Source organism: Caulobacter sp. CCH9-E1 (assembly GCF_001556515.1).
Lineage (GTDB): Bacteria > Pseudomonadota > Alphaproteobacteria > Caulobacterales > Caulobacteraceae > Caulobacter.
Genome location: NZ_LSJA01000112.1, coordinates 18469 through 32494, shown reverse-complemented (window position 1 = coordinate 32494; position 14026 = coordinate 18469). Strand labels below are relative to the sequence as shown.

12 protein-coding genes and 1 pseudogene are annotated in these 14026 nt (G+C 66.9%); 3 read left to right on the top strand and 10 right to left on the bottom strand.

The features are described 5' to 3' along the window. The 5 genes and pseudogenes from AX690_RS07375 to AX690_RS07355 all read right to left on the bottom strand — a co-directional run. Positions 1–382 (bottom strand): annotated as a pseudogene (locus tag AX690_RS07375) (efflux RND transporter periplasmic adaptor subunit); the annotation flags it as partial. Beyond that, positions 382–1644 (bottom strand): TolC family protein, encoded by a 1263-nt coding sequence (locus AX690_RS07370; protein ID WP_062100102.1) that lies wholly within the window; start codon positions 1642–1644, stop codon positions 382–384. The gene AX690_RS07370 and the pseudogene AX690_RS07375, both read right to left, overlap by 1 nt. Positions 1645–1705: 61 nt before the next feature. Next, positions 1706–2068: a hypothetical protein gene (locus tag AX690_RS07365; RefSeq protein ID WP_062100101.1), complete on the bottom strand. Its 363-nt coding sequence runs from the start codon at positions 2066–2068 to the stop codon at positions 1706–1708. A 259-nt stretch (positions 2069–2327) separates the two neighbouring features. Then, positions 2328–2900, bottom strand: a complete 573-nt coding sequence (locus tag AX690_RS07360) for a hypothetical protein (RefSeq protein WP_062100100.1) — start codon at positions 2898–2900, stop codon at positions 2328–2330. Between the two features lie 47 nt (positions 2901–2947). Then, positions 2948–5509: a TonB-dependent siderophore receptor gene (locus tag AX690_RS07355; protein ID WP_197426802.1), complete on the bottom strand. Its 2562-nt coding sequence runs from the start codon at positions 5507–5509 to the stop codon at positions 2948–2950. A gap of 513 nt (positions 5510–6022) precedes the next feature. On the opposite strand from AX690_RS07355, the gene AX690_RS07350 reads away from it, so the two are divergent. The 3 genes from AX690_RS07350 (at position 6023) to AX690_RS07340 (ending at position 9439) form a co-directional block, all read left to right on the top strand. Further along, positions 6023–7459 carry a M20/M25/M40 family metallo-hydrolase gene (locus AX690_RS07350; RefSeq protein ID WP_168193665.1) on the top strand — a complete coding sequence of 479 codons (1437 nt, stop codon included), beginning with the start codon at positions 6023–6025 and terminating at the stop codon, positions 7457–7459. Between the two features lie 69 nt (positions 7460–7528). After that, entirely contained in the window at positions 7529–8431 is a 903-nt protein-coding gene (locus AX690_RS07345) for a LysR substrate-binding domain-containing protein (protein ID WP_062100097.1), read from the top strand. A 78-nt stretch (positions 8432–8509) separates the two neighbouring features. Further along, a complete protein-coding gene (locus AX690_RS07340; protein ID WP_062100096.1) occupies positions 8510–9439 on the top strand; it encodes a hypothetical protein in 930 nt (309 codons plus the stop codon). 9 nt (positions 9440–9448) lie between these two features. Here AX690_RS07340 and AX690_RS07335 read toward each other — a convergent pair whose 3' ends face one another. The 5 genes from AX690_RS07335 to AX690_RS07315 all read right to left on the bottom strand — a co-directional run bounded on the left by AX690_RS07335 (position 9449) and on the right by AX690_RS07315 (position 14012). After that, positions 9449–9910, bottom strand: coding sequence for a RidA family protein (locus AX690_RS07335; RefSeq protein WP_062100095.1), 462 nt, complete (start codon positions 9908–9910; stop codon positions 9449–9451). Positions 9911–9977: 67 nt separating this feature from the next. Continuing rightward, the gene (locus AX690_RS07330) at positions 9978–10721 is read right to left on the bottom strand and encodes an amino acid ABC transporter ATP-binding protein (protein ID WP_066680041.1); all 744 of its coding nucleotides are present in this window, start codon (positions 10719–10721) and stop codon (positions 9978–9980) included. Beyond that, positions 10718–11836: an amino acid ABC transporter permease gene (locus AX690_RS07325; protein WP_062100093.1), complete on the bottom strand. Its 1119-nt coding sequence runs from the start codon at positions 11834–11836 to the stop codon at positions 10718–10720. Before AX690_RS07325 ends, AX690_RS07330 begins: the two co-directional genes overlap by 4 nt. Then, positions 11833–12960, bottom strand: a complete 1128-nt coding sequence (locus tag AX690_RS07320; RefSeq protein WP_062100092.1) for an amino acid ABC transporter permease — start codon at positions 12958–12960, stop codon at positions 11833–11835. The genes AX690_RS07325 and AX690_RS07320 overlap by 4 nt, the downstream gene beginning before the upstream one ends. A gap of 8 nt (positions 12961–12968) precedes the next feature. Beyond that, entirely contained in the window at positions 12969–14012 is a 1044-nt protein-coding gene (locus AX690_RS07315; RefSeq protein WP_062100091.1) for an amino acid ABC transporter substrate-binding protein, read from the bottom strand. Positions 14013–14026 lie beyond the last annotated feature (14 nt).

Genomic DNA, 14026 nt, shown 5'->3' with positions numbered 1-14026 from the left:
AGACCAGGGCCAGGGTCTCGCCGGCCCGCACGGGGTCGCCGAGGCGCTTGGTGATGCGGGTGATCGAGCCGGCGGCGCGGGCGGTCAGGGCCGCCTCACCGCCCGGTTCGGCTTCGACGGTGGCCTGAGCGACGACCTCGGCGGCCAGGCCGCCAGTGTTGACCGTCTGCAGCTGGACGCCCGAGGCGGTGATACGCTCGGGACCCATGGCCAGGTTTTGCGGTCCGGCCGCTTCCGCGGCTGCCGCGGGCTTTTCGGTCGCCGGTGTCTCGGCGGGTTTGCCGCCGGACATCTTTCCGACCGAGAAGGCGGCGATGGCGACGACCACGACGGCCGCGCCGCCCAGCAACAACTGCCGGTTCGAGGAATTGGACTTGGGCATCAACGGTCTCCGAAGAGGCGGCCTTGCAGGCGCGCCAGGTCGGCCTCGGCGCGGACGCGCGCCAGCTGGGCCTGGATGGTTTGGTCGCGCGCTTCGGCCAGAGACCGGCGCGCATTGATCAGCTCGACCAGGGGGGCCTTGCCGGACTCGTAGGCGATGCGGGTAAGACGGAAGGCTTCGGCCGCACTGGTTTCGCCTTCGCTCGCCGCGTTGGCCCGCGATTGGGCGGCGCCGAGCTGGAACCGGGCCGTGCGGATGTCGGCCTCGGCGTCGAAGCGGGCAGCGTTAAGCCGGGCCTCGGCCGCCTGCAGCTCGCCCTGAGCGGCGGTGATGTTGCCGCGGTTCTGGTCGAAGACCGGGATGGGCAGCGAGACGCCAGCGACCAGGGCCGTGGAGTCGTCGCCGCTAAAGCGGCGAATGCCAGCCGATACCGTGACGTCCGGCACCGCGCGGGTTCGTTCGATCCGCACCCGCCGGGCGGCGGCTTCACGGTCGGCTTCCGCCGCTACGACCGCCGGGGTCGACAGCGCATCGATGTCGCCGGGCTGGCTCGTGACCTTGGGGCTGGTCAGCAGGCTGTCGCTCAGCGAGGTGAAGGGCGTTGCCGACCCGACGAGGGCTGTCAGCCGCGAGAAGGCGCCGGTCCGTTCGGCCCGAGCCTCTTCTCGGGAGGCCCGCGCGGCGGTCAAGGCCGCTTGAGCCTGCAGGGTGCGTAGCTCGGCTTCCTTGCCGGCGTCGACCATGACCCGCGAGGCGCGCAGCGTCTCGTCGGACAGGGTCACGGCTTCGTCAGCCAGGGCGACACGACGTTCGGCCGCCTCGGCCAGGGCGTAGGCGTCGGCCAGGGCGAAGGCGAAATCAGCCTTGGACTGAACCAGGCGCGCCCGCGCCGCATCGAGAGCGGCGCGACCGGCGGCGACCCGCGCGTCGCGCTTGCCCCCGACTTCGAGCGGCTGGCTCAGCTGGAAGGTCGTCTCGGCATTGTTCGTACCGCTGTAGATCCCCTTGCCGCTGAAGTTCTCGACGGTCACCCCGGCAGTCGGATTGGGGCGGGCGCCGGCCTGGCGGGCCAGACCTTCCGCTTGACGAACGCCGGCCGCCGCTTCGGCGAGCCTGGGCGCATTGGCCTGCGCTTGAGTAAGCAGGTCCTTGAACGGCGGCGCCGGATCGGCGGCCGCGCCGGTCGCGGACGCCAACGCGCCTACGATCGCGGCCGCGCTCACGGCCGCGAAACGCAGCCGCCCACGCATGATGAGAGTCATGAAGATGTGTTCCTAGAGATTGAGACGCAGACGGTCCGCCGCGATGGGCGGAAGGGTCGCGTCAGGCTCTAGGCGGACGATCCAGAAGGACGGGGCGCTCGATCAGCAGGCCCTGGTCCTGCACGGGCTGCCAGGCGGCACGGTCCTCGAACGCGACCGTCTGGGGCGCGAACGACACCGGCAGGCTGATGCTGTGGGCCGAGCAATGGCCCGTACAGGCCGCGAGGGTCTTCTTGACAGGGACCTTTTGGTCGCCCGCGACCTTGATCACGGCCGGGGCCTGGACGTTCGACGCCATGACCTGGGAGGCCACGGACGTCTCGGTTTCCAGAGCCGCGTGTTCGGCCGGGCCGCAAATGACGATGCCCATCAGGAAGACGACGGTGACGAAGAGCGCCACGGCCTTACCGAAGGTGAAACGCACGGGCTGGCCACGGCGCGAGCGCCGCTTTGCGGCGTTTCCGCCGACTTGCCAGCCATGGAGTGCGAGTCCAACCATCCTGAGCTGGCATACCTCTGCTTAGCCGAGATTGAAATGCGTTATATGATTACATGTTATACAATTACACTGAGTGACGACTTGATGCGCCGCAGCGAACACTGAGAAAAGCTAGGCAATACCTAACATCCCCGCCCCAGAACTTCGCCACGACGCGCCAAGATGCCGCATCCAGAAACTCGACCTAACGCCCCGTCGGATAGGGCACGGCCTGCAGGTTGACGTAGTAGGCTTCGAGATCCGTGCCCGCGCCGTCCACCGGCTGCATGACCAGGGCGATATCGTGCCGCCCCTTGGGCAGGGTGAAGACGAAGGACCCATCGGCCGGCTGACGGTCGTGCTCGTAGCGATCGACGGTCTGGACGCTGGGCGCCCCGACATTGACCCGCTTGACGATAACCGGCGCCTGGTCGTTGACCCGCAACAGCGCGCGGACCGAACAAGGACACCCCGCCCCGGTTTCGGCGGCCAGACCGCTGGTGAAGCTGACCATGACGTCGGCCTCGGCGTCCAGGTCCAGCCGGACCTTGCCGACATCGGTCGCGGCCTTTGGGTCAAGCGCCGTCCCGTGGCGATTGGGTGTGTTGAAGTAGGCGATCGCCTTTCGGCTGACGCCATAGGCTGCGGGCTGCTCGGTTGTCGCCGTCGCGGGGGCGTGGGCATGGCCATGCGCGCCATGATCCTGGGCCAATGCCCCATGGGACGCCGCCAGCCAGAGGAGACCCGCCAGGATGGCCGGGGGGAGGATTGCGCGCATACGGGTTCTCCAGGACGGAGAGGCCCTCGCCTCTCCGTCCGCTGGGGTTAGAAGCGATAGCTGGTCTTGATGTAGTAGGTGCGGCCGTTGACGCCGTACGGCGCGACATAGGCGTAAGGGAAGATGCCGTTGTTGTCGGAGCCGTTGGTTCCGGCCGCCACGCTGGCCGCTGTCGAGGCGATCTGCTTTTCAGGATACTTATCGAAGACGTTGTTGACCCCCGCCGACAGGCGCAGCTTGTCGTTGACACGCCAGGCCACGTCCAGGTCCGCGACGATGTCGGCGCGGAAGCGCTGGATAATGTCGGAATTGGCCGAGCCGGGCGCCGAGGGCACCACGGTTACATTGTAGCCGGGGATCAGTGCAGCAACCTGGGCCTGGGTCTTGCCGGTTAGGCCCACCTGGCTGACCTGGCCATAACGCGTTCCGGTCAGGTTGACGCTCCAGGGCCCCTTCTCCCAGTTGAAGTTCAGGGTGATCTTGTCCTTGGGCGTGCTGTCGGTGGTGCGCACCTGCTGGGTGAGGTCAAACAGCGGCGTGGCGATGCCGAGCGCGGCGAGCGGCGCGGGCGTCCCGGCCACGCGATCGAGGCGGGTCTTGTTGAAGTTGGCCGCCAGGGTCGTGGTCAGCTCGCCGAAATCGCCCAGGCCCGCCTTGTGCCGGACGGTCACGTCGACCCCGGTGGTGGTGGTGTCGACCGCGTTGCTTTCGAAGGCGACGGCCGAAATCCCCGAATAGCCTTTGGAGGCCAGCAGCGTGGTGAGCGCCGTGCTCTGGAAGTTCGACGACATGACGATGCGGTCGTCGATAGCGATCCGGTACCAGTCGACGGAGCCGGACAGACCAAAGCCTTGGAACACCGCGCCGACCGAGATGTTGTCGGACTTCTCGGGCGTGAGCGGCTTGGTGCCGACCAGCGCCCCGATGGCGGTGTTGACCGGTACGGTCAGGATCTTCAGCGGCTGGCCGTTGACGAAGCTGATGTTGGTGTTGCCGAAGTACGACTGGGCCAGCGCCGGAGCCCGGAAGCCAGACCCCGCCGAGGCGCGCACCGCCAGGCCCTCGAACAGTTCGAACCGTCCGGCGACCTTGTAGTTGGTCGTGCTGCCGAAGTCGGAGTAGTCCTCGTATCGAATGGCCGCATCGATCATGAAGCGGTCGCCGAAGTCCTTCTCGATTTCGGCATAGAGCGCCTTGGCGGTGCGGTTGGCCGCGGCCGCGTCGGCGGGCGTGATGCCGCCGCCCGGCTGGGCCCCGACCGGGGCTGGTTTGCCGGCGTTGGGCCCATCCAGGATCAGGCCGCCGCCGTTGGCGTAGGACGCCAGCTCCCCGGCGACGAGGTCGTAGTAGTCTTTCCGGTATTCCGCCCCCAGGGCCAGCTTCAGGGGCGAGCCAAGGCCCAGATCCAGCTGACGGGTGAGGTCGAGGTTGGTTGTCCACTGGCGGAACCGCGAACCACCCCGATAGAAGGTGGTCGGCGTGGTCAGCCCCATCGAGACGTTGTTGGAATTGCTGTAGCCGATGTCGTTGATGCTGGTGCCCAGCCCCGTCGACAGGTCCCACTTGAAGCCCAGGACGTCGTCGCCGCGCAGGCCCAGGTTCACCGAATTGTTCTGCAGCTTGATGTCCTGCAAGGGCACGAAGCCGTCTGGATAGAGGGATCGGATGGTTTCATCCTGACCGGCCCGGCGGAAGAAGTTGAAGCTCGTTCCCTTCAGGCGATTGAAGCCACCGAACCCGTAGGCGGTGACCTGGTCGTTGATCGGCAACTCGCCGTTCAAGAAAACGCTGGTGTTGGTGTACTCGGGATCGCCGAACACCCAGATGTTCCGATCGACGGTGGCTTCGCGCGGATCGAGCGTGCCGCTCGACGGCGTCAAGCCAGTGCCGGACCCGAAGTTGGCCGAAGGCGCCACCGCGCCGCCGGCGGCGTTGCGGCCGAAGTACTGCTGGCGGGTGTCGGGCGCGGCGCGGTCGGAGTGTTCGTGGTCCTGGTACTGCACGGTCATGCGGATGACGCCGCCGTCGCCGACGGCGAAGCCCGCCCCGATCGAGCCCTGCAGATCACGTCCATCGCCCTGCGAGGTGACCCCGGCTTGGCCGTTGGCGGTGACGCCGATCGACTTATCCAGCTGCAGGTTCATGACCCCGGCGATGGCGTCCGAACCATACTGGGCGGCGGCGCCGTCCCGCAGCACTTCGATCCGGCTGATCGCGGCGGCGGGAATGGAGTTGAAGTCATAGGCGACGTCGCCCCGGCCGATCTGGTTGCCGTTGTTGAGGTCGGCCGAGGTGTGGCGACGTTTGCCATTGACCAGGACCAAGATCTGTCCGGTCGAGAGGCCGCGCATGGTCGGCGGCGTGATGAAGTCGAGCGCGCCGGCCGCAACGGGACGCGGAGTGCTGAAGCTGGGCACGGCGACCTTCAGCATGTCCTGGAGGTTCGGCGCCGCCCCGCGGGTCAGCTCATCATTGGTGATGGCGTCGATCGGCGTCGCCGAATTGATCGCGGTGCGACCGCCAAAGCGCGAACCGGTGACGACGACCTCCTCCACCTGGGTGTCGGCGGCCGTGGCCTGGGCCATCGCGTCCGACGCCGCAGCGCTCAAGATCGAAACGCCCACGCCCGCCAAAAGCCAGGCGCGACGCTTTCCCCCGTTCGAAGCCATATGAGTTCCCCTTCTTGGACGCTCTTGGTGAACGTCGGTCGCTCACGACGGTGTGGGGATGACGGTAGAATGACAATTGACGGGGGAACACCACTCCATAACTAACTGTTATAGGTCGCCCAGCGCCCACATTAGTAAGGGGCTGAAGCACAGTGCGAGGTCGCCCCGCGATTTTCTTGCCGCGACCTGACGCGATCCTGCGGCGCCGGCGCCCGATAATTGTGCGCCCGACGAATACCTAGCCGCTAGGCCTGGTTGCTGGACACGCTGGAGACGTGGGCCAAAGGCCGAAGAGCGACCGCCCCCATAACAACAGCGTATGGAGCCTTGCAGTCGGAGCCATTGTCACGCCGAGCGCAGCGGCCAAGGATCAGCACCGCTAAAGTCGCCGTGTCGAGGTTTCTCATGTCGTTTCGCCGCTCTGCCCTGCTCGCTCTTCTGTTGGGCGGATCGATGCTCGCGACCGCCCCGGCCAAGGCCGGATCGCCGGCTGGGCAAAGCGATGTGACGGCCATGCTCAAGGACCTGATCCGCTACGACACCACCAATGCGCCCGGCGACACGCGGGCCGTCGCCGACTACTTGAAGACCGTCTTCGACGCCGCCGGGATCCCCAACGAGATCATCTTGGCGCCCAACGGCAAGGCCGCGCATTTCATCGCCCGGCTGAAGGGCGACGGCCGCCAGCGCCCGGTGCTGCTGGCCGCCCATACCGACGTGGTCCCCGTTCAGAAGGAGCGCTGGAGCGTCGATCCGTTCGGGGCGGTCGAGAAGGACGGCTTCATCTATGGACGCGGCGCGCTGGACAACAAGGGCTCGGTCGCCGTGTTCGCCCAGGCCGTCCTGAAGCTTGCCAAGGACCCGGCGGCCCGGTCGCGCGACGTGATCTTTTTGGCCGAAGCCGACGAGGAACAGGGCCAGTTCAACACCAACTGGCTAGCTGAAAACCACTGGGACAAGATCGACGCCGAATTCACCCTGAACGAGGGCGGACGCACGGTGGGAAGCCCGGATGGCAAGGTCCGCGAACTTCAGGTCACCTATGCCGACAAGCTTACGCTCAATCTGAAGATCAAGACCCACGGCCCGACCGGCCACTCTTCCCGCCCCATTCCCATCACCAGCTCGGCCAATGGCCAGCTGGTAACGGCGCTGAATCGGCTTCAGTCGTACGAGACGACCGTGCAGCTGTCTCCGGAGGTCCGCGCCTTTCTGCAGAAGAAGGCCAGGTTGAGCAGCCCGGCCTTGGCGGCGGCCATCGACCAGCTGCTGAAGGCCAAGGACGCTCCAGCACGCGCCACGGCCGCACGCGTGGTCGTGGCCAATGATCCTGGCGGCTGGGGGATGGAGGGCTTGCTGCGCAACACCCTTGTCCTGACCATGCTGAACGCGGGCCAAAAGCCCAATGTCATCCCCGGCGACGCCGAGGCCGTGCTGAACGCGCGCCTGCTGCCTGGTCAGACCGTCGAGGGCTTCATCGCCGAGCTGAAGCAGGTGATCGCCAATCCCAAGGTCGAGATCGAGATCATCAGCGCCCGGCCCAAGGCCGAGATCGCCGCCTACTTCGACAAGCGCTCGAAGATCGCCCCGTCCAATCTCAACACGGCGCTCTTCAAGGCCTTGGAAGACAGCGCCCAGGCGACCTGGCCCGGTGTCTCCGTACTGCCGACCTTGCTGGTCGCCAGCACCGACGCCACGCCTTGGCGCGAACGGGGCGTGCCCGTCTACGGGATTGGAGCCCTCCCCGCCGATCCTGACAGCGCCAGCCGCATCCATGGCGATGACGAACGCGCCGGGATCGCGGACCTGCGCCAGGGGGAGGCCTTTGTTTTCGGCATTCTCAAGCGGGTGACGACCGCTCCAGCGGCGGCGACGGCCGCGAAGCCATAGACGCTACAGTCGAACTTGCCGCAATCCATGCGCAAACCTTATGGTTCTCGTCTGGAGGCGTGGGGCGGCATGAACTTTCGACATCTTGAGGTTTTCCGCGCGGTGATGATCAGCGGCTCGGCCTCGCGCGCCGCCGAGCTGCTGCAGATCACCCAGCCGGCGGTCAGCCGCGCCCTCTCCGATCTGGAGGCCTCGCTGGGCTTCAACCTCTATGATCGCGTCCGCGGACGGCTCGTGCCGACGCCGGAGGGGCAGCTGTTCTTTCGGGACGTCAACACCAGCTTCGTGGGTCTGGACCGTCTGCGCGCCTCGGCCGCCCAGATTCGCGACTTCGGATCCGGCTCCTTGCGGATCGCCAGCCATGCCGCGCTGGGCTCGGCCCTGGTGCCGCGCGCCATCGCCTCGTTCCGCGCCAAGCATCCCAAGATCGCCATCACCCTCCAGACCCCGTCCTCGACGGCGGTGCGCGACCTGGTGGTCCACCAGCAGTTCGACGTGGGATTGGCCGCCGACGAGGTCGATCTCTCGGGCGTCGACCATCGGGTATTCGGCAACTTCCGCGCCCTGTGCGCCATGCCGCCAGGCCATCCCCTCGCCCAGGAACCGGTCATTCGGCCCGAACATCTTCAGGGCGTTCCGTTCATTGCTCTCGCGCCGGAGGACCGAGCGCGCGGACGCCTAGCCAAGATCCTCGAAGCCGCCGAGGTCCACCCCGAGATCGTGGTGGAGACGCCCAGCTCCTCGACCGTCTGCGCCCTGGTGTTGGAAGGCGCCGGCGTTGGCCTCATCAACCCGTGCTCGGCCCACGGCTTCTCCGAACGCGGCGTGATCTTCCGCCCATTCGAGCCCGAGGTGCTGTTCCGGTCGTACCTGCTGTTCCGGCCGGACGCCCAGCGGGCCCGCCACGTGAACGCCTTCGTGGCCGAACTGCTGAAGGCCCGGGCCGGCATCGTCAAATCGACCGGCTCCTAGATCGCCAGCCTCAAGGCTTCATCGCCGTGGAAGCCCCCGTCGACGGCGCCCCTCTCCCGAAATATCAAGGCCTCGCCGATGACCAGTTGCCTGCTCGCCAAGTCCCCAGACCGTCTCGTGGCCGTCGCCGACGGGCGTCTGTCAGTCACTTCAAAGGGCGTACTGACCACCAGCCTCGACAGCGCCCAGAAGATCGTGGTGTTTCCGACGCGCTACGAGATACCGGTCGTCTCGGTGGGACGCTTCAGCCACTTCTCCGAGTACACGGGGCCGACCTGGCACATCGCCTATGCCGGCACCCACGCCTTGGTGAGCGAGATCCTTGACGGATTTCGCAGCCAAGTTTGCGGAAACCTTCGCCTGTCGAGAGGCGAGAATGGCGTCCCGACCTTTGACGAACACTTCGACCGGTCAAGGTCCTATGACGACAGCTACAACTTCGACAATGACGAATTGCCCAAGCTAGAACCCTGGGAACTGATCCACGAGTTCCGGCAGGTGGCGGAGGCGAAATCCACGGAGTGGGCCCTTAACCGCGCCTTCCCCGACTGCGAGTTCCTGCTGTTCGGCAAAGAACTCCAAACCCGGCGCTACGTGGCCCACAAGGCGGTCCCTCGGCATTTGGGCTGGAGTACGGGCTCGCGGGTCGAATTCGATTTCCACTTGATCAAGGACGGGGAACTGGCGGCGATCGGGTCGCCGGAGGTGTCGAAGCGCGCCTATGCCGACGCAGAGCTGATCGGCGGGCTGAGCGGCTGGAGCAAGGCGGCCGACGCCTTCGGAGACGGGTCGATGTTCGCCGACTTTGATCTCGATGGAGACCTCAATGCCAAGCCGACATCAAAGGCTCCGGCGCCGCCCCAGCCCGATCCGGCGGACTGGGGGACCAACAAGGTGCAAGAGCGCCTGATCGAGCACGTGCTCGGAGCCGGCGACGCCGGCGTCGGTGGCAAGCTCACAATCGCCACCGGCGGCTGGTACGGCGAGATTCAGATTGAGAAGCGCTGATCTGACTCGTCACGCGACCTCAATAATGGCGTCGACCTCGACGGCGAAGCCCAAGGGTAGCTGGTAGACGCCGACGGCAGAGCGGGCGTGACGGCCGACGTCGCCGAAGACTTCGACCATCAGGTCCGAGCAGCCGTTGATGACCTTGGGGATGTCGTGGAAGCCGGGACCGGCCTGCACGAAGCCGCCCAGCTTGATCACGCGGACCAGCCGATCGAGGTCGCCCTCGCAGGCCGCCTTGAATTGGGCGATCAGGTTGATCCCGCAGAGCCGCGCGGCCGCCACGGCCTGGTCGATGTCGACGGCCTCGCCGACCACGCCCTTGATGCCGCCACCAACGTCCAGCGAGAGCTGGCCGGAGATATGGACGATATTGCCCGAGCGGACCGACGGCACGTAGTTGGCTACCGGCGGGGTTAGGGCCGGCAGCACGATGCCCAGCTGTGCGAGGCGTTGATCGATCTTGGGCATGGATAGGCTCCTTGCGCCGGCGCGAAGCGCGCGGCGGTCAAACTTCAGCTGGCGAAAAGGGTGAAGGTTAGTGCAGCACCTGGGCCAGGAACTGGCGGGTGCGCTCATGGCGCGGGGCGGCGAAGAATTCGCCCGGCGGCGCGACCTCCAGGATTTGGCCGGCGTCCATGAACACCACCCGATCGGCGGCCTGGCGGGCAAAGCCCATCTCGTGGGTGACGCAGATCATGGTCATGCCCTCGGCGGCCAGCTCGACCATGATGTCGAGCACCTCCTTGACCATCTCGGCGTCCAAGGCCGAGGTCGGCTCGTCGAACAGCATGACCTTCGGGTCCATGCACAGCGACCGGGCGATGGCCACGCGCTGCTGCTGGCCACCCGACAGCTGGCCCGGATACTTGCCGGCCTGCTCGGGGATGCGCACGCGCTCGAGGTAGCGCATGGCCGTCTCCTGGGCGACTTTCTGCGGCACCTTCTTGGCCCAGGTCTGGGCCAGGGTGCAGTTCTCCAGGATCGTCAGGTGCGGGAAGAGGTTGAAGCTCTGGAACACCATGCCGACCTCGCGCCGCGTAGCGTCGATGGTCTTGGGATCGCCGGTCAGCTCGACGCCCCCCACCCGGATGTGGCCGCGATGATGGGCCTCCAGGCGATTGACGCAACGGATCATGGTCGACTTGCCGGAGCCCGAGGGTCCGCAGACCACGATCTTCTCGCCGCTGGCCACGCTGAGCGTGACATCGCGCAGGGCGTGGTAGTCGCCGTACCACTTGTGGACGCCGGACAGCTCGACGGCGGCAGGGGTATCGGTCATCGGCGGACTCCGAAGGCGGCGCGACGCTCCAGCCAGGCCGCGTAGCGCGACACCGAAAAGCAGATCGCGAAATAGATCAGGGCGATGAAGAGGTAGGTCTCGGCATAGGGACCAGGCCAGGCCGGGTCGGCCAGGGCCGCGCGGCCGGAGCTGAGCAGGTCGAACAGACCCACGACCAGGACGAGGCTGGTGTTCTTGACGATCACAACCACGGTGTTGGTCAGCGGCGGGATCACCTTGGCGATGGCTTGGGGCAGGACGACCAGCCGCGTGGTCTGGAACCACGTCAGGCCCAAGGCGCGGGCCGCCTCGGCCTGTCCGGGCGGGATGGTCTGCAGGCCGCCGCGCAACACCTCGGCCAAATAGGCCGCGGAAAACACCGTCAGCGCCTCCAGGGCTCGCAGCAGCTTGTCGATCGTCACGCCGTCGGGGAGCATGATCGGCAGCATGATCGCGGCCACATAGAGGATGCTAAGCAGCGGCAGGCCGCGGACGATCTCGATCAGGGCCACGGCGATCATGCGCGGCACTGGCAGATCCGACTGGCGCGCCAGTGCCAGGACTACGGCCAGCGGAAAACCCAGGCCCAACGAACTGACGGTTAGCAACAGGGTGATCGGCAAGCCGCCCCAGTCGGAGGTCGAGACCTCCTCCAGGCCGAAGACGCCTCCGCCCATCAGCACCAGCACGGCCGCCGTGCCCACGCCCCAGGCCGCGAGGGTGACACGCGTCCAGTGGCGGGGCGGCAGGCTCCAAAGCGAAAGGCCCAGGAAGATCGCCACGACCAGCATCGATCGCCACTGCTCTTCCGGCGGATAGATGCCGAACAGGATCTGCGGATGCTTGTCACGCAGAAAGGCCCAGCAGGCCCCGACGCCGGTACAGGCCGCGCCCTCGCCGCTCCAGACGGCATTGATCACGCCCCAAGACAGCAGCTTGGGCAGGGCCAGGATCACCAGGGCGGCGATCAGCAGGGTGGCGAGACTCGTGGCCAGGTCGCCAAACAGCGCCTTGACCAGATCGAGGCGCGCCCGGGGCGGCGGCGGCTCGGCGGTCAGCGTCTCGGTGCGCAGGAAGACCTGGGCGACGCTGGGTGGGACGGCTTGCGTGCTCATCGTTGCACCAGCGCGATGCGGCGGTTGTACCAGTTCATGAACAGCGAGGCCGAGAGGCTAAGGGTCAGGAACACCGCCATCAGGACGAGGACGCCCTCCACGGCCTGGCCCGTCTGGTTGATGGTGGTGGCGATCACCGAAGAAATGTCCGGATAGCCGACGACCAGGGCCAGGGTCGTGTTCTTGACCACGTTGACGTACTGGCTGGTCATCGGCGGGATGATCACGCGCAGGGCCTGAGGGATGACGACCAACCGCAGGGTCTGGCGCTCCGAGAGGCCCAGCGCCCTGCCCGCTTCCCACTGCCCGATCGGCACGGCGTCGATGCCGCCCCGGATGATCTCGCCGATGAAGGCCGCCGAATAGAGGATCAGGCCCAGCAGCAGAGCGACCAGCTCGGGCGTCAGGGCAAAACCGCCGGCGTAGTTGAAGTGGCCCAGGCGGGGCGTCTCGACGGTCACGCCGGCCTTCACCGCCAGACCCAGCAGCGAGAGCGCGACCAGCCCCGCGCCGCCGAGGATCATCCCACGCTTGCCGATCTCGCGCTGGGCGTAGGCCGCGCCGCCCGCGATCACCACGACCGCGCTGAGCGTCAGGAACAGCGCCGCGCTCGAGAGCCGCAGTCCCGGCAGATAGAGGCCGCGATCCGTCAGGAAGACGCCCTCGATCGGGCTCATCGCCGCGTGGACATTTGGCAGTCCGACGGTGACCAGCGCGTACCAGAACAAGAGCTGCACCACGAGCGGCGTGTTGCGCAGCGCCTCGACGAAGACGGTCGAGACGCCGCGCGCCAACGGGTTCTGAGAGCGGCGCGCCAGGGCGACGACCAGGCCCAGCGCCGTCGAGACCGCGCCGATGACGATGGCCAGCATCAGGGTGTTGGCCAGGCCGGCCGCGAACGCCCAGGCGAAGCTGTCTGACGGCTGGTAGGGCAAGACGCCCTCGGAGATCGGGAAGCGGGCCGAGCGGGTGACGAAGTCGAAGCCGACGGTGATGCCGCGCTTGGCCAGGTTTGCCAGTGTGTTGCCGACCAGCCAGGCTGCGACGCCGGCCACGGCCAGGATCACCAGGCCTTGGTAGACGAGACCGCGAAGACGGCCTTGGGTTGGCGCGAGCCCCGACATGGGCGCGCTCAGTTGAAGGCCAGGGGGACCATCAGCCCCCCGTCGCGCTGCAGGCGGTTGAGGCCACGGTCGATCTTCAGCTTGCTGTCCTTGCCGACGTTGCGGTCATAAACCTCGGCATAGTTGCCGACCTGATGGACCACGTCGTAGGCGAAAGCCTCATTCAGCCCCAGCGCCTTGCCGTTGCCCTTCTCGACGCCGAGGAAGCGACGGACGGTCGGGCTGTCGGATTTCAGCATGGCTTCGGCATTGGCCGAGGTGATCCCCAGCTGCTCGCCCATCAGCATGGCCTGGAACGACCATTTGACGATGTCGAACCACTGGTCGTCGCCGTGGCGGACAGCCGGCGTCAGCGGCGCGACCTCGTCATTGGCCGGGATGATCACGTAGTCGTCGGGATTGGCCGCCTGGGTGGCGCGCACCGAGGCCAGGGCCGAGGCGTCGGTGATCAGGGCGTCGCAGCGGCCGCTGAAGAAGGCTTGGCGCGTGGCCTGGACGCTGTCGAACACCACGGCGTGCAGGCCAAGGCCATACTGCCGCGAGACGTCGGTGAAGGTCACCTCGGTCGTCGAACCGGTCTGGACGCACACAGACGCACCGGCGAGGTCTTTCACGTTCCCGACCTTTGCCGACTTGGGCACCAGTAGTCCGACATAGTCGTAGTAATTGGGAAAAGCGAAGTTCACGCCGTTGCCGTCGCGCGACAGCGTCCAGGTCGTGGTCCGGGGCAGGACGTCGATCTCACCGCTCTGCAAGGCGGTCAGGCGCTGCTGGCCGGTCAGGGGCACGAAGCGGACCTTGTCCTTGTCGCCCAGGGCGGCGGCCGCGACCGCGCGGCAGGTATCGACATCGAGGCCTCGCCAATAGCCCTTCTTGTCGGGCATGCCGAAGCCGACGGTCAGCGGGCTGGCGCCGCAGATCACGTAGCCGCGCTTGCGGACGGCCGCGAGGGTCGCCCCGCCACCGCCGGACTTGTCCTTGGGCTTCTCTGCGCAGGCCGCGAGTCCACAAAGGACCCCCGCCGCCAGAACCATCGAGACCAGTGCGCGCATGTCCTCGCCCCTCC